Origin of the sequence: Neisseria subflava, assembly GCF_024205745.1 — a bacterium.
In the GTDB taxonomy this organism is placed as follows: domain Bacteria; phylum Pseudomonadota; class Gammaproteobacteria; order Burkholderiales; family Neisseriaceae; genus Neisseria; species Neisseria flavescens_B.
This window is the reverse complement of the sequence record NZ_CP073117.1, coordinates 1633943-1651879: the sequence shown is the minus strand read 5'-3', so window position 1 is coordinate 1651879 and position 17937 is coordinate 1633943. Positions and strand designations below refer to the sequence as shown.

The 17937-nt window shown below is 50.4% G+C and carries 20 protein-coding genes; 14 read left to right on the top strand and 6 right to left on the bottom strand.

Annotated features, from left to right (window positions below):
* The first annotated feature begins 215 nt into the window (after nucleotides 1–215).
* From KCG55_RS07875 to trxA, 10 genes are all read left to right on the top strand, one after another.
* Entirely contained in the window at nucleotides 216–521 is a 306-nt protein-coding gene (locus KCG55_RS07875; RefSeq protein ID WP_003681461.1) for an HLGFF motif protein, read from the top strand.
* Nucleotides 521–709, top strand: coding sequence for a cbb3-type cytochrome oxidase assembly protein CcoS (gene ccoS, locus KCG55_RS07870; protein ID WP_003681462.1), 189 nt, complete (start codon nucleotides 521–523; stop codon nucleotides 707–709). The genes KCG55_RS07875 and ccoS overlap by 1 nt, the downstream gene beginning before the upstream one ends.
* Complete coding sequence (locus KCG55_RS07865; protein ID WP_254322678.1) at nucleotides 706–2022, top strand: MFS transporter; 1317 nt, start codon at nucleotides 706–708, stop codon at nucleotides 2020–2022. The genes ccoS and KCG55_RS07865 overlap by 4 nt, the downstream gene beginning before the upstream one ends.
* A gap of 323 nt (nucleotides 2023–2345) precedes the next feature.
* On the top strand, nucleotides 2346–3326 hold the full coding sequence (locus KCG55_RS07860) for a DNA polymerase III subunit delta' (protein ID WP_254322677.1): 981 nt from the start codon (nucleotides 2346–2348) through the stop codon (nucleotides 3324–3326).
* 10 nt (nucleotides 3327–3336) lie between these two features.
* A complete protein-coding gene (locus KCG55_RS07855) occupies nucleotides 3337–3690 on the top strand; it encodes a PilZ domain-containing protein (RefSeq protein ID WP_250600103.1) in 354 nt (117 codons plus the stop codon).
* Between the two features lie 4 nt (nucleotides 3691–3694).
* Nucleotides 3695–4480 (top strand): TatD family hydrolase, encoded by a 786-nt coding sequence (locus KCG55_RS07850; protein WP_049335570.1) that lies wholly within the window; start codon nucleotides 3695–3697, stop codon nucleotides 4478–4480.
* 51 nt (nucleotides 4481–4531) lie between these two features.
* Nucleotides 4532–4624, top strand: coding sequence for a hypothetical protein (locus tag KCG55_RS10645; protein WP_285070385.1), 93 nt, complete (start codon nucleotides 4532–4534; stop codon nucleotides 4622–4624).
* 154 nt (nucleotides 4625–4778) lie between these two features.
* Nucleotides 4779–6332 carry a fatty acid--CoA ligase gene (locus tag KCG55_RS07845; RefSeq protein WP_254322676.1) on the top strand — a complete coding sequence of 518 codons (1554 nt, stop codon included), beginning with the start codon at nucleotides 4779–4781 and terminating at the stop codon, nucleotides 6330–6332.
* Between the two features lie 81 nt (nucleotides 6333–6413).
* The gene (locus KCG55_RS07840; RefSeq protein ID WP_254322675.1) at nucleotides 6414–7979 is read left to right on the top strand and encodes an ABC transporter ATP-binding protein; all 1566 of its coding nucleotides are present in this window, start codon (nucleotides 6414–6416) and stop codon (nucleotides 7977–7979) included.
* 125 nt (nucleotides 7980–8104) lie between these two features.
* Nucleotides 8105–8437: a thioredoxin TrxA gene (trxA, locus tag KCG55_RS07835; RefSeq protein WP_003681479.1), complete on the top strand. Its 333-nt coding sequence runs from the start codon at nucleotides 8105–8107 to the stop codon at nucleotides 8435–8437.
* Nucleotides 8438–8498: 61 nt separating this feature from the next.
* Here the strand turns inward: trxA and KCG55_RS07830 are convergent, their stop codons facing one another.
* The 6 genes from KCG55_RS07830 to KCG55_RS07805 all read right to left on the bottom strand — a co-directional run bounded on the left by KCG55_RS07830 (nucleotide 8499) and on the right by KCG55_RS07805 (nucleotide 13201).
* Nucleotides 8499–8816, bottom strand: coding sequence for a DUF2322 family protein (locus KCG55_RS07830; protein WP_254322674.1), 318 nt, complete (start codon nucleotides 8814–8816; stop codon nucleotides 8499–8501).
* Nucleotides 8817–8913: 97 nt separating this feature from the next.
* Complete coding sequence (gene upp, locus KCG55_RS07825) at nucleotides 8914–9540, bottom strand: uracil phosphoribosyltransferase (RefSeq protein WP_039864255.1); 627 nt, start codon at nucleotides 9538–9540, stop codon at nucleotides 8914–8916.
* A 148-nt stretch (nucleotides 9541–9688) separates the two neighbouring features.
* Nucleotides 9689–10000 (bottom strand): Grx4 family monothiol glutaredoxin, encoded by a 312-nt coding sequence (gene grxD / locus KCG55_RS07820; RefSeq protein WP_003681608.1) that lies wholly within the window; start codon nucleotides 9998–10000, stop codon nucleotides 9689–9691.
* Nucleotides 10001–10088: 88 nt separating this feature from the next.
* Nucleotides 10089–11342, bottom strand: coding sequence for a glutamate-5-semialdehyde dehydrogenase (locus KCG55_RS07815; protein WP_283255520.1), 1254 nt, complete (start codon nucleotides 11340–11342; stop codon nucleotides 10089–10091).
* Nucleotides 11343–11348: 6 nt separating this feature from the next.
* Entirely contained in the window at nucleotides 11349–12152 is an 804-nt protein-coding gene (proB, locus tag KCG55_RS07810; protein WP_254322672.1) for a glutamate 5-kinase, read from the bottom strand.
* Nucleotides 12153–12415: 263 nt separating this feature from the next.
* The gene (locus tag KCG55_RS07805) at nucleotides 12416–13201 is read right to left on the bottom strand and encodes an inositol monophosphatase family protein (RefSeq protein WP_254322671.1); all 786 of its coding nucleotides are present in this window, start codon (nucleotides 13199–13201) and stop codon (nucleotides 12416–12418) included.
* A gap of 175 nt (nucleotides 13202–13376) precedes the next feature.
* Between KCG55_RS07805 and KCG55_RS07800 the strand changes: the two genes are divergently transcribed.
* The 4 genes from KCG55_RS07800 to KCG55_RS07785 all read left to right on the top strand — a co-directional run bounded on the left by KCG55_RS07800 (nucleotide 13377) and on the right by KCG55_RS07785 (nucleotide 17929).
* Nucleotides 13377–14192 (top strand): RNA methyltransferase, encoded by an 816-nt coding sequence (locus KCG55_RS07800; protein WP_254322670.1) that lies wholly within the window; start codon nucleotides 13377–13379, stop codon nucleotides 14190–14192.
* A 61-nt stretch (nucleotides 14193–14253) separates the two neighbouring features.
* On the top strand, nucleotides 14254–15102 hold the full coding sequence (locus KCG55_RS07795) for a DUF1853 family protein (RefSeq protein WP_254322669.1): 849 nt from the start codon (nucleotides 14254–14256) through the stop codon (nucleotides 15100–15102).
* Between the two features lie 34 nt (nucleotides 15103–15136).
* A complete protein-coding gene (locus KCG55_RS07790; protein WP_254322668.1) occupies nucleotides 15137–16396 on the top strand; it encodes an RsmB/NOP family class I SAM-dependent RNA methyltransferase in 1260 nt (419 codons plus the stop codon).
* 264 nt (nucleotides 16397–16660) lie between these two features.
* Nucleotides 16661–17929 carry a TolC family protein gene (locus KCG55_RS07785; RefSeq protein WP_254322667.1) on the top strand — a complete coding sequence of 423 codons (1269 nt, stop codon included), beginning with the start codon at nucleotides 16661–16663 and terminating at the stop codon, nucleotides 17927–17929.
* The last annotated feature ends 8 nt before the right edge of the window (nucleotides 17930–17937 follow it).

The following is a 17937-nucleotide window of genomic DNA, read 5'->3' as shown; positions in this document are numbered from 1 at the left end:
GACGGCATTTTTTGTCGGGACCTTACTACTGCTCCGGCTATATTGCACCCCTTGTGGGACGTAGTGGGTAGCGGTCTGAACAGATTAACAAAGTAAACGCCGTATTCTAACAAAAAATGTAATCGGCTGCTTGACTTAATATTTGATGTAAAATGGACGGAATTTTATTTTAGGCCGTCTGAAAAAAATGACGGCGGTTTTGAAGATTTCCCGATATGCATTATTTCAGTATCCACACTCAAGACGGCGAACACGCCGGATTTTTTATTATGTTGGCAGACGATGAATCACAAAATCCGCCGCAAAGCGGACGCTTCGCAATCAAGCTGCAAAGCGAAGATGCAGCCGAAGCGGCGGTATTGTCTCCTTTTGAGCAAACCGATATCCCGCAATACTGGCGCGTGGTTAAAGACCGTATCGAATTGTTTTTTGACGATAAAAATATCGGCGCATTGCGCAACGAGTATCTGACCATCAGCGGTAAAACCTTTATCCTGACCGATTTGACCGGAGCGATGTAATGGAAAGTATGTTTATCCTTGTCCCCATCAGCATTATTTTGGCCTTTATCATCGGCTGGTTTTTCTGGTGGTCGGGTAAAAACGGACAGTTTGACGACCTTGAAGGACCTGCGCACCGCATTTTGATGGACGATGACTCCACTGAAAAACTGATCGAAAAAGACGAAGACAAAGAATCCAAACAATGAGCCTTAAAAAAGACAATCTGAATTTCCACGCGACCCGCCGTTTTGCGCCGCTCTTTGGGACGCAGTTTTTGGGCGCGTTTAACGATAATATGTTCAAAACCGCATTATTCGTGATGATCAGTTTTTACGGTTTGGGCAAAAACGACTTGCTGCCGCCCAGCCAAATGCTGAACTTGGGCGCAATGCTGTTTATCCTGCCCTACTTCCTGTTTTCCGCACTCTCTGGGCAGCTGAGTAACAAATTCGATAAAGCAGTTTTAGCGCGTTGGATCAAGCTGTTGGAAATCATCATCATGGCAGTGGCGGCGTATGGCTTCTACATCCAATCTGCGCCTTTGCTTTTAATCTGCCTGTTTTGCATGGGCACGCAATCAACCTTGTTCGGCCCGCTGAAATACGCGATTTTGCCCGATTACCTCAACGACAAAGAGCTGATTATGGGCAACAGCCTGATTGAATCGGGTACGTTTATCGCCATCTTGCTCGGTCAAATTTTGGGTACGGCAGTCGCAGGCGTTCCTCCGTATATTGTTGGTGGTTTGGTATTATTGGTCGCCATCGGCGGTACGATGACCAGCCTGTTTATGCCGTCTGTACCCGCTAAAATGCCGGACACAAAAATCGAATGGAACATCATCAAAGGCACAAATTCACTGATTCGTGAAGCGGCAGCCGATCGTCCCGTATTCACTTCTATCATCGGTATTTCATGGTTTTGGTTTATCGGCTCGGTTTATACCACCCAACTGCCGACGTTCACACAAATTCATTTGGGCGGCAACGATAATGTGTTCAACCTGATGTTGGCGCTGTTCTCCATCGGCATTGCCATCGGCTCGGTGTTATGCGCCAAACTCAGCCATGAGCGCCTGATTTTGGGCTTGGTTACCATCGGCACATTGGGTCTGACTGTCTGTGGATTATTGCTGGTGTGGCTGACCCACGGCCAACGCTTTACCGAATTAAACGGCATTATTTGGTTTTTATCGCAAGCCCAAGCGTATCCGGTTATGCTCGTGATGTCGGCCATCGGCTTTTTCGGCGGCTTCTTCTCCGTACCGCTCTATACTTGGCTGCAAACCGCCAGCAGCGAAACCTTCCGCGCCCACGCTGTCGCCGCCAACAACATCATCAACGGCGTATTTATGGTGTCGGCTGCCATTTTGAGCGCGATTTTGCTGATCTTGTTCGACAGCATTACGCTGCTATATTTGATTGTTGCCGTGGGTAATCTTCCGTTGATTGTTTACCTCATCAAACGGGAACCGAAATTTATCGGGGATTTGACCGCTTTGTTGAAAATCAACAAATAAGGCCGTCTGAAATGTATCCCCACCATGCACATTTTCACTGTTCAATCGCGTGGACAGCTTGTGCATAAATCAGATTACTGTCTGATTTAACATTAAAAAAACAGTACTGCCTAAATTTTAAGCAACACTTTACCGCCAAACAAAATGCACATTTTCCCCAAACAAGCGTGTGCAAAGGCTGTGAATAAGTAAGCTTAATGATTGATATTTCAAATAAAAACGATATTTGATTAATTTCTAGGCAGTTTATTAAAGGCCGTCTGAAACCTTTTTCAGACGGCCTGAGAGTATAATAACTACCTACCTTATAGTTCCCAAACGATATGATTTATCCATGGCATGAAACCCAATGGCAACAGCTCGCCGCCCATTGGCAAAACCGTCCCAACGCCTGGCTGTTTACCGGCAAAGAAAATACCGGCAAAACCGAGTTTGCCCGCTTTGTCGCGCAGGCATTGCTATGCGAATCGCCCAAGTCCGGTCATGAACCCTGCGGCGAGTGTGCTTCGTGCCATTTGTTCAGCCAAAACACCCATCCCGACTTTTACGAACTCACGCCGGAAATTCCCGAAGGCGAGGCAACAGGACGCAAACTTCTGCAAATCAAAATCGATGCCGTGCGCGATATTGTGGAAAACATTTACCTGACCGCTGTCCGCGGCGGCCTGCGCGTGGTATTGGTGCATCCGGCGGAAAGTATGAACACACAGGCGGCAAACGGTTTATTGAAAGCTTTGGAAGAGCCACCGCAACACGTCGTTTTCCTGCTCGTTACCCATGCGCGTGACAAACTCCTGCCTACAATTAAAAGCCGTTGCCGCCAGATGGTACTGCCCTCGCCTACCCATGAGCAGGCTACGGCATACCTGCGCCAACAGGGCGTGGAAAATGCCGAAGCCTTATTAGCATTCCACAGCGGCGCTCCTTTATTCACGCCGACTCCCGAATTGGACGCATTACGCGAAGAGTTGCTGACGCTGCTGGCTGCCCCGCGCCTGTTGGCCATACTCGACTATGCCGCCGCGTTCGACAAACAAAAACAACCGCTGGCCGTTTTCATCGACTGGCTGCAAAAGTGGCTGATGGATGTCGGCTTGGCACAACAAAGCATGGTGCCGCTTTATTATCCGCACCATGCCCAAGCCCTGCTTCAGACGGCCTCTAAAACCGATTCACGCAAGCTGTTTGCCCTATTGGGCCGTCTGAACGCGCTCAACCCTTACGGATACCATACCTTGAGTGTTAAAATGCAGCTTGAGTATCTGCTTATCGAATATTTAGATTTTTGGCAAAACAAACCCTAACAGGTAATAAATGATGAATAAAAAAGACATTCCGGCGAAGATGTTGGCTTTGCAACTCAAAGACCCCAATCTACTGTACAACTGCTATATGCCGTTTTTAGAACACGGCGGCCTGTTCGTACCGACCGATGACGTACTCTCCCTAGGCGAAGACATCCTCTTGGCCGTAGAAATCGCCGACTACCCCAAACGCTTCCTGCCCACCAAAGTCGTTTGGATCAATCCGGCTCGCACTTCAGCCCACCGCCCCAAAGGCGTAGGCCTTGCATTCTCCGAACACGAAAGCTGCCTGCAGGCCAAAAACCTGATCGAAGCCGAGCTTGGCCCGCGCCTGCGCAGCGACCGCACTACTTTTACCCTGTAATACCATGTATTTAATCGATTCACATTGCCATCTCAACTTTGACGGCTTAAAAGACCGCCTGCCCGAAGTCTTTGCCAATATGGAAGCGCAAAGCGTCAAACAGGCGCTTGCCATCAGCGTCAGCAAACAAAGTTTTGCCGAAGTCTTCGACATTGCTCAGGCAAACGACCACATTTACTGCACCATCGGTATACATCCCGACAGCCAAGAAGCGGAAGAATTTACCATTGCAGAAATGGTAGAGGCGGCCAAACATCCGAAAATCGTCGGTATCGGCGAAACCGGTTTGGACTATTACTGGTGCAAAGGCGATTTGTCATGGCAACATCAACGCTTTGCCGACCATATCCAAGCCGCCAACGAAAGCGGCCTGCCCGTTATCGTCCACACGCGCGATGCGGCCGAAGACACGTTGCGGATTTTAAAAGAATGCCACACCAACTCCGGCGTGATTCACTGCTTCTCTGAAGACGTTGCCTTTGCCAAAGCCGCTTTGGATTTAGGGTTATACATCTCCTTCTCCGGCATTGTGACGTTTAAAAACGCACCGCTGATACAGGAAGCCGCCAAATACGTCCCTGCCGATAGAATCTTGGTAGAAACCGATGCACCCTTCCTCGCGCCGGTTCCCAAACGCGGCAAACAAAACGAGCCTTCCTACGTCCGCTATACAGCCGAGTTCTTAGCCAATCTGCGCGGCGAGAGCTTGGAAACATTGGCACAAAACACCAGCGACAATTTCTATCGCCTGTTTAAGAAAGTACCCGATGGCCGTCTGAACAACGGCTAGGTCTAAAGCCTCTAACATTGGCTCTGCCTCAAACACAGCGGTAAACTCGAAATGACCCGAGACAGAAACGCAATAGGCTTGCGCTATCTTCCGAACGGCCAGACTTTTGAAGAATGGGAATATTCCCATCAACACAATAAATAAGTTTAAATTCAAAATATTGCTTTCCTAAGCCCAGCAAAGTACAAGGCCGTCTGAAAGTATTTTCAGACGGCCTCTTGCTTATTTTACTGATAGGATGTAAAACCTACCCTTCGAAATAAACGGTTCATCAAAACCGTACATCAATCGACACAATATGGACACAAACTCCGAAATGCACACCCACCCTAATTTTTACGCTATGCTGACTGCAGCCTGCCAAAAAAACGGTAAAGGCACAGTCATTTTCAACGACAAAGAAAAAATCAGCTATTCCTCCCTCAAACGCGAAGTAGAAACCGTCGCTGCCTATCTGCAACACCAAGGCGTACAATATGGCGACAGGGTCGCCCTTGTCGTTTCCAACTCTCCCGAATTTATTGCCGCCTATTTCGCCATTACTTCCATCGGCGCGGTAGCCGTCCCACTCAACGTCTTTTTGAAAAGCGAAGAATTTTCCTACATTCTTAATGACTGCGGCGCACGCTTTATGTTCGCCTCCGCGCCGTTGGCCAAAGAACTCAAAAACATCAAAGCCAAAACCAAAGTCAATAAAATCATCTGGATTGGCGAAACCAAAGCCGCCAGTGGCGATGACAGCTATTTCGATGCCGCGCGTACATTCCCCGGCAAGCCGAATCTGAGCCGTCAGCCGTCTGCCAACGATTTGGCACATATTATCTACACCTCTGGTACAACCGGCCACCCCAAAGGCGCATTAATCAGTTATAGCAATCTATTTTCCAACCTTTCGGGCATCGAACAAATTTTCCAAATTTCGCAAAAAGACCGCTTCGTCGTCTTCTTGCCCATGTTCCACAGCTTTACGCTGACTGCCATGGTTTTGCTGCCGATATATCAAGCCTGCTCGATTATTTTGGTCAAATCCGTCTTCCCGTTCTCCAACGTGTTGAAACAGGTTTTACTCAAACGCGCTACCATTTTCCTCGGCGTACCGGCTATTTACACTGCCATGAGCAAAGCCAAAATCCCTTGGTATTTCAGATGGTTCAACCGCGTCCGCCTATTTATCAGCGGTGGTGCGCCTCTGGCCGAACAAACCATTGACGACTTTAAAGCCAAATTCCCGCGTGCCAAATTGCTGGAAGGCTACGGCTTGAGCGAATGCTCGCCCGTTGTTGCCGTCAATACGCCCGAACGCCAAAAAACCGCCAGCGTCGGCGTCGCCCTGCCCGGCTTGACCGTGAAAGCCGTCGATGACGAATTGATCGAAGTGCCGCGCGGTGAAGTGGGCGAACTCATCATCAAAGGCGGCTCGGTGATGCAGGGCTACCTCAATATGCCTGACGCCACAGATGAAACCATTGTCAACGGTTGGCTGAAAACCGGCGACTTCGTCACCATAGACGAAGACGGCTTTATCTTCATCGTCGACCGCAAAAAAGACCTGATTATCTCCAAAGGCCAAAACGTCTATCCGCGCGAAATCGAAGAAGCCATCTACAAACTCGAAGCCGTGGAAGCTGCCGCCGTAATCGGCGTGAAAGACCAATACGCCGATGAAGAAATCATTGCCTTTATCCAACTCAAAGAAGGCATGAAACTGGAAGAAGCCGAAGTCCGCAGCCACCTGCGCGGCCTGTTGGCAAACTTTAAAATCCCTAAACAGGTCATCTTCCAAGATGAGCTGCCGCGCAATGCCACCGGCAAAGTGTTAAAACGCAAACTCAAAGAACAGTTTCAAGACTAAACCGCTGTTTCAGACGGCCCCTTGATTCATGCAGGCCGTCTGGAAACCTGTCATCAACAAACTTTTCAGACGGCCACGACCATGACGACACCTATACTCGAAATCGAAAACCTAAACGGCTCCTTTCCGAGCAAGCAAGTCCTGCACGATATCAACCTGACCTTGCAACCCGGCCGCAAACTGGCATTGGTCGGCGAGAGTGGCAGCGGCAAAACCGTATTATCGCAAGGCATTATGCGCCTGAATCCGATGGTTACCTTTGAAGGCAGTCTGAAATATTGCGGAACCGAGCTGCTGACCCAACCCGAACGCGCCCTGCAAAAACTGCGCGGCCGCGAAATCGGCATGGTGTTTCAAGAACCCATGACCGCCCTCAACCCCGTCATGCGTGTCGGCGAACAAATCGCCGAAGTCCTGTCCCTACATTTGGGTTTGGATAAAAAACAGGCATGGGCGCGCGCTATCGAACTCCTGGACGAAACCGGCATCCACCAGCCCGAGCAAAAAGCCCAGGCCTACCCTTTCCAACTTTCCGGCGGCCAACGCCAACGCGCCATGATTGCCATGGCCGTATCAGCCCAGCCCAAGCTCTTGATTGCCGATGAACCGACCACTGCTTTGGACGTTGCCGTTCAAGCCCAAATCCTCGACCTGCTCTCACGCCTGCAGGAAGAACACGGCATGACCATGCTCTACATTACGCATGACTTAAACCTTGTGCGCCGTTTTGCCGACGATGTCGCCGTTATGCGTAACGGCCGTATCCTCGAAACCGGCAAAGCAACCGAAGTCTTCGCCAATCCGCAGCACGAATACACCAAAATGCTGCTCAATGCCGGCACAACGCGACGCGTCGCCCCCTTGCTTGAAAACCCTGCCACCGTCCTTAAGGCCGAACAAATCGCCTTCTCCGTCAAAGAATCGGACGGCTGGTTTAAAAAACGCGACAAAACTATTCTCAACCCCATTTCTTTCGACCTCAAATCCGGCGAAACCTTAGGTATCATCGGCGAAAGTGGTTGCGGCAAAACCACGCTGGCGAAAGCCGTTATGCACCTTATCGATTCCGAAGGCAGTCTGATTGTCAACGGCGAGCCATGGAAACGCGAATTGAGACGCGAAATCCAAATGGTGTTCCAAGACCCATTCGGCGCATTCAATCCGCGCATGAACGTCTTTGATACCGTTTCCGAAGCCTTGCGCGTTCACGAGCCAAGTATGCCGCGCGAAGAAATGCGCCGCCGTGTCGAAGAAGTCCTCAAACAAGTCGGACTGCCCGAAGACGCCCTCGAACGCTATCCGCACGCATTCTCCGGCGGCCAGCGCCAACGCCTCGCCATCGCCCGCGCCATCATTGTCCGCCCGAAAATCCTCGTATTGGACGAACCAACCAGCGCACTTGATGTCCAATGGCAACAACAAATCCTTGAATTGCTCAGCAACCTGCAAAAAGAATACGGCCTCGCCTTCATCATCATCAGCCACGACCTCGCCGTGATCCGCGCCATTTCCCACCGCGTGATGGTGTTGAAAGACGGCAAAGTCGTTGAAGAAGGCGAATGCGAAAACGTGTTTGCCAATCCAAGCAGCGACTATACGCGCCATTTGATTGCACACTCCGGCCACATGGTTCAAGAGGCCGTCTGAATCTTTAAGGATTACGATAGACGCATTTCAAAAAAACTATTACCTAGTGGCGGCACTTGAAATTTTCCCTGTCTGCCACTATTCTGAACAACATCTTTATTAATCCCGATTCAAAAGGAAATAACATGAGCAGCGAATTGATTATCCACGCCAGCGATGCCAGCTTCGAACAAGACGTTTTGAAATCCGACGTACCTGTATTGCTGGACTTCTGGGCACCATGGTGCGGCCCTTGCAAAATGATTGCCCCAATCTTGGACGACATCGCCTCCGAATTCCAAGGACGTCTGAAAGTCGTTAAAATCAACATCGACGACAATGAAGCTACTCCTGCCAAATTCGGCGTTCGCGGCATCCCTACCCTGATGGTGTTCAAAAACGGCGAAAACGTTGCAACTAAAGTCGGCGCATTGGCTAAAGGTCAACTGACTGCATTCGTTGAAGCCTCTATCGCTTAAGGCTTTAAGCATATAAAAAGGCCGTCTGAAAATTGTTTTCAGACGGCCTTTTTTGTATCGGTTAAGCAGCCAATGGTTTCAAAGTCAGGCTGATATTGTCAGCCTTCACTTTAAACAATAAATCAATATTCGGATGTTTGCCCGGATTGGCTTCGGCATCGGCAACATGTTCAGCAAACCATGCCAAGCCGCGTTCTGCCGCCGCTGCATCCAGCTTGCCGTCAAACTCTTGCGCCAAAGCATGGTAAAGCTTGAGCGAGCCTTGTTTGCCGGGCGCATTGGGAATGTGATGAACCACATTGCCCTCTTTATCGAGAATATCCAAGCCGATCAAATGGTCGATGGCAGGCATGGCGGCCAGATTATCTTGGAAGCTCATGATTGTCCTTTCTGATGTGGGTTTTAAAGCAAACCATATAACAAGGCCGTCTGAAAGTTGATGTTTGACACTTTTCAGACGGCCTTAAACATTTCAATTAACGTGTACCGAAAATCTTATCGCCGGCATCGCCCAAGCCTGGGATGATGTAGCCGTGTTCGTTCAAGTGGCTGTCGAGCGCGGCAGTGTAGATGGTTACATCAGGATGCGCGTCATTAACGGCTTTCACGCCTTCCGGAGCGGCAACCAATACCAATGCTTTGATATTGCTGCAACCTTTGGCTTTCAGCAAGTCGATGGTCGCAACCATAGAGCCGCCGGTCGCCAACATCGGGTCGATAATCAGGGCGGGACGCTCGGCCATGCTGTCAACGAATTTTTCAAAGTAAGAAACCGGTTTCAGCGTTTCTTCATCGCGCTGCAAGCCGACAACGCTGATTTTAGCGGTAGGAATCAGGTCGAGTACGCCGTCGAGCATACCCAAACCGGCACGCAAAATAGGGACAACGGTCAAGGTTTTGCCTTTGATACGGTCGCCTTCGATGGAGCCACACCAACCGTCGATGATGTATTTTTCGGTTTCAAAGTCGCGGCTGGCTTCGTATGCCATCAGGCGTGCCAGCTCGGTAGTGAGCGTGCGGAATTTATAGGTGCTGCATTCTGCCTCGCGCATCAAAGTCAGTTTGTGGCGGACGAGGGGATGATTGATGACGGTAACGTTCATTTTCTGTATTTCCGAGTTTCGTTGACGGACTGAATTATACTTTTTTTCACGAAGGGCGGAAAGGGTATGTTTTGTACGAAAGGCCGTCTGAATCAGGGTTTCAGACGGCCTTTGTCAACAATTTTACATTACGGAATATTGTGGATAATTAAGCTTTCAGCAATTCTTGCAATTCGCCGGCTTCGTACATTTCCATCAAAATGTCAGAACCGCCGACAAATTCGCCGTTGACGTACAGTTGAGGAATGGTCGGCCAATCGCTGTATTCTTTAATGCCTTGGCGTACGGCATCGTTTTCCAATACGTTGACAGTCACATAGTCGGTGCAACCTGCCGCATTCAGGATTTGTACGGCACGGGAAGAGAAGCCGCATTGTGGGAACTGCTTCGTGCCTTTCATGAACAATACGACGCGGTGGGTGGTTACGACTTCTTTGATTTGATCGTGGATAGAGGACATTGTGTGTTCCTTTTTACTAAATCGGTTGTTCGGGAAAAATCAAATTTCCCGCCATTATACGCAAATTGATGAAGTTGAGGGGCGTTTATCAACGTCGGATCTGACCGTTGCCGTTGATGTAGAACTTGGTCGAAGTCAGCGCTTCCAAACCCATCGGGCCGCGGGCGTGCATTTTTTGGGTGGAAATCCCGATTTCCGCGCCCAATCCGAAAACAAAGCCGTCGGTGAACCGAGTGGATGCATTGACATAAACCGCCGCCGCATCAATGCTTTCTTGGAAAAACTCGGCATGGGCAATGCTTTGGGTCACAATCGCTTCCGAGTGATGCGTCGTATGGCCGTTAATCCAATCGACGGCTTCTTCCACTGATTTCACTATTTTGACCGACATAATATAGTCAAGAAACTCGGTACTGTAATCTTCCTCGGTCGCCAAAACAGCATTTTGAAACATACGCAATGCTTCCTGATCGGCTCTAAATTCGACCGGATGCACTTTGGCAACGGCTTCTTCCAGTTTGGGCAAAAACACTTCCGCTATCTTTTCATGAACAACCAAAGACTCCGCGGCATTACACACGCTCGGACGCTGCGTTTTCGCGTTCACGACGATATCGACTGCCATCTCCAAATCGGCGCTGTCATCGACATAAATATGGCAATTGCCGACTCCGGTTTCAATGACGGGAACTTTCGATTTCTCTTTCACCGTCTGAATCAAGCGCGCGCCGCCGCGCGGAATCAGTACATCAATATAATCGACTGCCTGCATCAATTCCTCGGCGGCGGCATGACTGGTATCTTCGACCAGCTGCACCACATCGGCATCCATTCCCGCTTTTACCAAAGTCTGCCTGATGACGGCAATCAATGCGGTATTGGAATGGATGGCATCTCGACCGCCGCGCAAAATAATGGCATTTCCGGTTTTAAAGGCCAGAGAAAACGCATCGACCGAAACATTGGGGCGGCTTTCAAAAATCATGGCGACCACGCCCAAAGGCACGCGTTTTTGAACAATCTTCAAACCGTCCAAATTGGTATAGCCGCGGACAACCTGCCCAATCGGGTCCTGCAAATCGGCAACCTGCCCAACGCCTTCCGCAATGCCTTTGATGCGTTCGTGATTCAAGCGCAGCCTGTCGAGCATAATGTCCGAAATGCCGTTTTCTTTTGCAGCGGCCAAATCGCGGGCATTTTCCGCCAAAATCATTTCAGCCTGTTCAACCAAAGCCGCCGCAACCTGACGCAGCAGATTGTTTTTTTCCACGCTTCCCAAGCTGATTAACGTTTTACTGGCTTTTTGAGCATTCTTGCCCAACTGTTCGATATAGTTCATCAAACCTCCCTATTTCTCTTGTGCAAACCACGTTCCGATAGGCGCGCCATCTAAAACCTGAAGGATATCGCGCGGATTGGCGCTGTTCATCAACACCATCTGGCCATGATGTTCAAACATCATCTGCGCACTCTTAATCTTACTGAGCATGCCGCCCGTACCAAACTTACTGCCCGATCCGCCAGCAGAAGCAATAATTTCTTCGGTAATATCGGCCACATGGCTGCGCAGCTTGGCATCGGCATGAACGGTCGGATTTTTATCAAACAAACCGTCAATATCGGACAACATAATCAGCAAATCAGCTTTAACGATTTTCGCCACAACTGCCGACAAACGGTCGTTATCGCCAAACTTGGTCGCATGGTCCATCTCGTCCACACTGACCGCGTCGTTCTCATTGACAATAGGAATGACGCCGATGGAAAGCAGGGATTCAAAAGCATTGGTAACGTTTGCCAAACTTTCCGGATATTCGACCACATCACGCGTCAGCAGGATTTGCGATACCGTCATTCGATAATGGGAAAAAATCTGCGAATAAAGGCTCATCATGGCCACTTGGCCGACGCTGGAAACAGCCTGCTGCTGCGCCATTTCCACCGGACGTTTTTCCATGTTGAGGACATTCAGCCCAAAACCCATCGCGCCGGAAGACACCAGCACAATTTCTTTGCCCTTACTGACCAAACTGGAAATGACAAAGGCCAGTTGGTCGATTTTTGTCAAATTGATTTTGCCGTTTGGCAACACCAAAGAACTGGTTCCAATCTTAATGACAATGCGTTTTACTGCTTCAAAATCTCGTTTCATTATTCTCCTCTGCTTTCTATTTTTATGATTGCATGCGGCACTATTTCAGCCAAACGTGTCTACATCATAACTGCGAAGCAATAGAAAATACAGACAAAATTAAAAAACGCTTCCTTTAAAACCGTATTTTCAGCCTTTATCCGAATCCGTTAACAACAAAATAAAAGGCCGTCTGAAACCCGATTCCAGGTTTCAGACGGCCTTTTACCGATTATTGGGAACATGGCCTGCCACGATAAATACAGCCCGTTCCCTACAAACGCTTATTGGTGATCAGCAATAATTTTCAGCATTTGCGCCAATACTTTAGGATTGGCCGCAACGATGTCGCCGCTTTCCAACCAGCCCTCATTACCGGACATATCGGTAACGATGCCGCCTGCTTCTTGGACAATCAATGCACCGGCGGCAATATCCCAAGGTTTAAGGTTGAACTCAAAGAACCCGTCCAAACGGCCGGCCGCAACGGCACACAAATCCAAAGAAGCCGCGCCTTCACGACGGCCGCCGGCGGTTTTTGACAAGAAATCTTTCAAAATTGCCAGATACTTGTCCATCATGCTTTGATCGACAACAGGGAAGCCGGTACCAATCAGGCAGCGATTCAATTCGATGCGGTTGGAAACGCGGATGCGGCGGTCGTTGAGCAACGCGCCTTTTCCGCGGGATGCCATGTACACATCGTTGCGCTCAGGTGCGTACACCAAAGCTTCTTGCAACACGCCTTTGTGCAGGAGTGCCATAGAGATAGCGTATTGTGGATGGCCGTGGAGGAAGTTGGTTGTGCCGTCGAGCGGATCGATAATCCATTCGTACTCGGCGGTGGCTTTACCGTGGGAACCGCCTTCTTCGCAAGTGATTTTGTGATGCGGATAGGCTTCTTTAAGCGCTTCCACCAAAATCATTTCGGAGCTGCGGTCAACATCGGAAACGAAGTCGTTGAATGCTTTGCTGTCTACTTTGACGGCATCCAGATTGCCGGCGGCGCGAATCATCATTTGCCCTGCTTTACGGGCGGCTTTGAAAGCGGTATTTAAAAACGGATTCATGGTTTTCTTTCTAATTCAGGTAAAATACGCCCTAATGCGCCGAACAAGGCACACAAGAGGCTGTTAATCGTTTCCGATGCTGTTAAAGAACATTTCAGACGGCATGGAAAAAGGCCGTCTGAAAACAAAAAGATGGCGCATTATACCTGATTCCCGTACAAACAGAAAACAAAACATGACTTCCGAAAAACCCGCCCTGCCCGCTTATCTGGACAACATCCGCATCATCCTCACGCGCACCAGCCATCCCGCCAATATCGGCTCCGCCGCGCGCGCCATGAAAACGATGGGCCTGCACAAACTAACCATCGTCGCTCCCAATCTGATGGCAACGCCGATGACGGAAAATCCGCCCGTGTTCGATCCGGAACATCCGCAATCGTTTAAATTACCGGAAGAAAGTTTCATCCTCGCTTCCGGCGCGGCGGACGTTTTGGAAAATGCCACCATTGCCGCTTCTTTGGACGAAGCCCTTGCCGACACCACCATCACCTGCGCCCTGACCAGCCGCCGCCGCGAAATCACTGCGCCGCTGCAAACGCCGCGCGACTTGGTGCCCGAATTACTACAGGCTGCCAACCGTGGCGAGAAAGTGGCGCTGGTCTTCGGTAACGAGACTTTTGGCTTGAGCATCGAAGAAGTCCAAGCCTGCAACCGACTGATGACCATCAACGGCAATCCCGACTATTTCTCGCTCAACCTTGCCCAAGCCGTGCAGGTCGTGAGCTACGAAATCTTCAGCCAAACCGATTCGCCCATGACCCATCTGCAACAGGAAGACCACGCCGCGACCCACGAGCAAATCAAAGGCATGGTCGCCCACATGGAAAGCGTGATGAACGACATCGGCTTTTTCAACCGCCGCAACGGCGAGCGCCTGATGCGCCGTATGCAGAGCCTGTTCGGACGCGCCAACACGCAAACCGAAGACATCGACATCCTGCGCGGTTTTTTCAATACCGTCAGCCACCGTATCCATAAAAAAGACTGATTTAAGGCCGTCTGAAAACGTTTCCAGCTTTTCAGACGGCATGACTGATATTCGGATAAGCATGAATTACGCCCTAGACGCATTATGGTGGAAACTCACCAGCCAACCCGTCCGCGACCTCGCCTCGCTGCTGACTGCGCCGCCTTTATGGCAAAGCGGTTGCGAATTGAGCGTGCGCGAACTATTGGGGGAACACGGTTTCCGCTACCTGTTGGCATTGGACGCCGATCCCGCTCCGCTGACGGATTACCTTGCCCAACGCGCCCCGTTCGGCCACCGTCTCGGCATTTATGCCGAAGAGCTGCTGGCTTTCTGGTTTACCAACGCGCCGCACGCCAAACTGCACGCATACAACCTGCCCGTTTTTTCAGACGGCCAAACTTTAGGCGCCGCGGATTTTGTCGCTTCCCTCAATCAACAGCCCTACCATATCGAGCTGGCGTGTAAATACTACGGCGGAGACCAAGTGCAAAACCTGCGCGGCCTCAATCCTAAAGACACGCTGACGGACAAAGCCGCCAAATTGGTACAGCAATCCCAGCTGCTGCATACGCCGCAAGGCAAAGCAACTTTAGCCGCACAAGCCCTGCCGGAAAATCCGCTCCCTGCTTCCATCGTGCGCGGCATCGGATTTTTTCCACAAGGTTTCCATGCTTTTGAGCCGCCACTTAATCCATACGGCTGGCGCGGCATCTATATTCAAGATTGGGCGGAATACGGGTTTGAACGCCAAGAAGCGCGTTATCACTTGCTCGATCGCATGGCCTATCTTGCACCTGCGCGTGTCGCCGAAACCGAAACATTGAACGAAACCGAAATCCGCCGTATCTACCAAGGCTTGATTGCCGTTTTGGAATTACGGCCAGACGGCTTTTGGCACGAAATCGAACGCATCATGAAGGCCGTCTGAAACCCTTTACCCACTTAAGAGAACCCATTACATTATGAACGCCGCACAACTCGACCATACCGCCAAAGTTTTGGCTGAAATGCTGACTTTCAAACAGCCTGCCGATGCCGTCCTCTCTGCCTATTTCCGCGAACACAAAAAGCTCGGCCGCCAAGACCGCCACGAAATCGCCGAAACCGCCTTTGCCGCGCTGCGCCACTATCAAAAAATCAGTACCGCCCTGCGCCGTCCGCATGCGCAGCCGCGCAAAGCCGCTCTCGCCGCACTGGTTCTCGGCAGAAGCACCAACATCAGCCAAATCAAAGACCTGCTCGATGAAGAAGAAACAGAGTTTCTCGGCAATTTGAAAGCCCGCAAAACCGAGTTTTCAGACGGCCTAAATACCGCCGCAGAATTGCCGCAATGGCTGGTGGAACAACTGCAACAGCATTGGAGCGAAGAAGAAATCCTCGCCTTCGGCCGCAGCATCAACCAACCTGCCCCGCTCGACATCCGCGTCAATACCTTGAAAGGAAAACGCGATAAAGTATTGCCATTGTTGCAAGCCGAAAGTGCCGATGCAGAGGCAACGCCTTATTCGCCTTGGGGCATCCGCATGCAAAATAAAATTGCGCTTAACAAACACGAACTGTTTTTGGACGGCACACTGGAAGTCCAAGACGAAGGCAGCCAACTGCTTGCCTTATTGGTGGGCGCAAAACGCGGCGAAATCATTGTCGATTTCTGTGCTGGTGCCGGCGGTAAAACCTTGGCTGTCGGCGCACAAATGGCCAACAAAGGCAGAATCTACGCCTTCGACATCGCCGAAAAACGCTTGGCCAACCTCAAACCGCGCATGACCCGCGCCGGACTGACCAATATCCACCCCGAACGCATCAGCAACGAACACGATACCCGTATTGCCCGACTGGCAGGCAAAGCAGACCGTGTGTTGGTGGATGCCCCCTGCTCCGGTTTGGGTACTTTACGCCGCAATCCCGACCTCAAATACCGCCAATCCGCCGAGACCGTGGCCAACCTTTTGGAACAGCAACACAGCATCCTCGATGCCGCCTCCAAACTGGTGAAACCGCAAGGCCGCTTGGTTTATGCCACTTGCAGCGTATTGCCGGAAGAAAATGAGTTGCAAGTCGAACGTTTCCTGTCCGAACATCCCGAATTTGAACTCGTCAACTGCGCCGAACTGCTGCAAAGCCTGAAGATTGATTTGGATACCGGAAAATACCTGCGCCTCAACTCCGGAGAACACCAAACCGACGGCTTTTTTGCCGCTGTATTGCAACGCAAGGATTAAGGTTGGAAAAGGCCGTCTGAAATCCTTTCAGACGGCCTTTTTGATAGATTTTTTACATTAAAATCATTAGATACGATAGTCGCGCTCTGCAATAATATACTTTAAGGCATGTATCTCGACCTTTTATCAGAATATTGTGAAAAGCTAGAAAAAATGCTTTATGCTTTGTAAATGTATGTGTTCTCGTTCAAAATTCGCCCGGTCATGCCTTAGGCAATACCCGATACGGACAACGATAATATATAAATCATTTGGTTAAAAATCATGTCGCATATTTATTCTTCCCCCACAAAGCCCCGTTTATTATTATCGGCCGTTGCCGTCGCCTGCTGTCTGTTGCCGTTTCAGACGGCCTCTGCATACAGCCTGCAAGACATCCTCAGGGACGCTTTAATCAGCGACCCGATTGTGCGTGAAGCCAAAGCCACTCAAGAAGCAGCGCAAAGTACGACCAAAGCCACGCGTGCGCGCCATTATCCTGTCGTGACCCTGACCGGCACGAAAGTGCTGGCGCAACACAATAAATATTCCAGCAACGACATGGAAGACGGTATCGGCGTGCGCGGTAGCGTGAACATCTACTCATGGGGTGCGATTGAAGCCGCCGTCCGCCGCGACCGCAGCCGCGAAGAATACTATCAACACAAATACACCGAAAGCCAAGAGCAGCTGGGCAGCGATATTGGCCGCCTCTACCTAAGCGCATTGCGTGCAAAAGAAACCCTGATCCTCAACGAGCAGACTTTAGCGCGCCACAACAAGCTCTTAAAAGACTTGGATACCATCGTCAAATATGATGCCGGCCGCCGTTCCGAACTGATTGAAGCGCGCGCGCGCCAGCTGCAAGTAGCCAACATTATCGCCCAACAACGCCGCACCATGGATTTGGCACTGAGCCGTCTGTCCCGCTATACCTCGCGCCAACTGACCGCCAACGATTTGGAAGATCCGTTTAAAAACGACACGGCAAAATCCATCAGCGAACGCTTCAACAACCCCAATCGCAACAACAATCCATCCTATCAAGCACAATTGGCCGAACGCGACAGTGTCCGTGCCGATTTGGACGCTTCCAAAGCTGAACGCCTGCCTGCCCTCAATTTGGAAGGCAGTGCAACGCGCAACACCAGACAACTTTATTTGAACGTTGCATGGAATGTGTTGGATATTGCCGCACGACACAATGTAGAACGCAATGCCAAATCATTGATCGCCGCAGAAGCCAAGTCCGAACAAATCCTGCGCGACATGAACGAACGCGTTCAAACTTCCGCCATCGACATGCAGGAAAGTGAACAGCGTACTGCGCTGACGGCGCAACACATCGCCGCCCAAAAAGAAGTCATCAAAGTGTACGAATTGCAGTTTAAAATTGCCCGACGTACGCTGACCGACGTTTTGAGTGCATACAGCGAGTTGTCCTCCATCGAGCAGGATTATGTTGCCGCCCGCAACGATTTCCGCGATGCGGCGCTTGACTATTTAAATACCCAGGCCAAAATTTCCGCTTGGGTCGGTTTGGCACAAAAATAAAGCCATAT

Excerpts from the sequence above, each read along its gene's own strand:
- upp (WP_039864255.1), bottom strand. The coding sequence starts at position 9,540 with ATGAACGTTACCGTCATCAATCATCCCCTCGTCCGCCACAAACTGACT.
- KCG55_RS07845 (WP_254322676.1), top strand. The coding sequence starts at position 4,779 with ATGGACACAAACTCCGAAATGCACACCCACCCTAATTTTTACGCTATG.
- KCG55_RS07875 (WP_003681461.1), top strand. The coding sequence starts at position 216 with ATGCATTATTTCAGTATCCACACTCAAGACGGCGAACACGCCGGATTT.
- KCG55_RS07855 (WP_250600103.1), top strand. The coding sequence starts at position 3,337 with ATGATGAATAAAAAAGACATTCCGGCGAAGATGTTGGCTTTGCAACTC.
- KCG55_RS07790 (WP_254322668.1), top strand. The coding sequence starts at position 15,137 with ATGAACGCCGCACAACTCGACCATACCGCCAAAGTTTTGGCTGAAATG.
- KCG55_RS07795 (WP_254322669.1), top strand. The coding sequence starts at position 14,254 with ATGAATTACGCCCTAGACGCATTATGGTGGAAACTCACCAGCCAACCC.
- KCG55_RS07805 (WP_254322671.1), bottom strand. The coding sequence starts at position 13,201 with ATGAATCCGTTTTTAAATACCGCTTTCAAAGCCGCCCGTAAAGCAGGG.
- ccoS (WP_003681462.1), top strand. The coding sequence starts at position 521 with ATGGAAAGTATGTTTATCCTTGTCCCCATCAGCATTATTTTGGCCTTT.
- KCG55_RS10645 (WP_285070385.1), top strand. The coding sequence starts at position 4,532 with ATGACCCGAGACAGAAACGCAATAGGCTTGCGCTATCTTCCGAACGGC.
- KCG55_RS07840 (WP_254322675.1), top strand. The coding sequence starts at position 6,414 with ATGACGACACCTATACTCGAAATCGAAAACCTAAACGGCTCCTTTCCG.
- KCG55_RS07865 (WP_254322678.1), top strand. The coding sequence starts at position 706 with ATGAGCCTTAAAAAAGACAATCTGAATTTCCACGCGACCCGCCGTTTT.
- KCG55_RS07785 (WP_254322667.1), top strand. The coding sequence starts at position 16,661 with ATGTCGCATATTTATTCTTCCCCCACAAAGCCCCGTTTATTATTATCG.
- trxA (WP_003681479.1), top strand. The coding sequence starts at position 8,105 with ATGAGCAGCGAATTGATTATCCACGCCAGCGATGCCAGCTTCGAACAA.
- KCG55_RS07830 (WP_254322674.1), bottom strand. The coding sequence starts at position 8,816 with ATGAGCTTCCAAGATAATCTGGCCGCCATGCCTGCCATCGACCATTTG.
- grxD (WP_003681608.1), bottom strand. The coding sequence starts at position 10,000 with ATGTCCTCTATCCACGATCAAATCAAAGAAGTCGTAACCACCCACCGC.
- KCG55_RS07800 (WP_254322670.1), top strand. The coding sequence starts at position 13,377 with ATGACTTCCGAAAAACCCGCCCTGCCCGCTTATCTGGACAACATCCGC.
- KCG55_RS07860 (WP_254322677.1), top strand. The coding sequence starts at position 2,346 with ATGATTTATCCATGGCATGAAACCCAATGGCAACAGCTCGCCGCCCAT.
- proB (WP_254322672.1), bottom strand. The coding sequence starts at position 12,152 with ATGAAACGAGATTTTGAAGCAGTAAAACGCATTGTCATTAAGATTGGA.
- KCG55_RS07850 (WP_049335570.1), top strand. The coding sequence starts at position 3,695 with ATGTATTTAATCGATTCACATTGCCATCTCAACTTTGACGGCTTAAAA.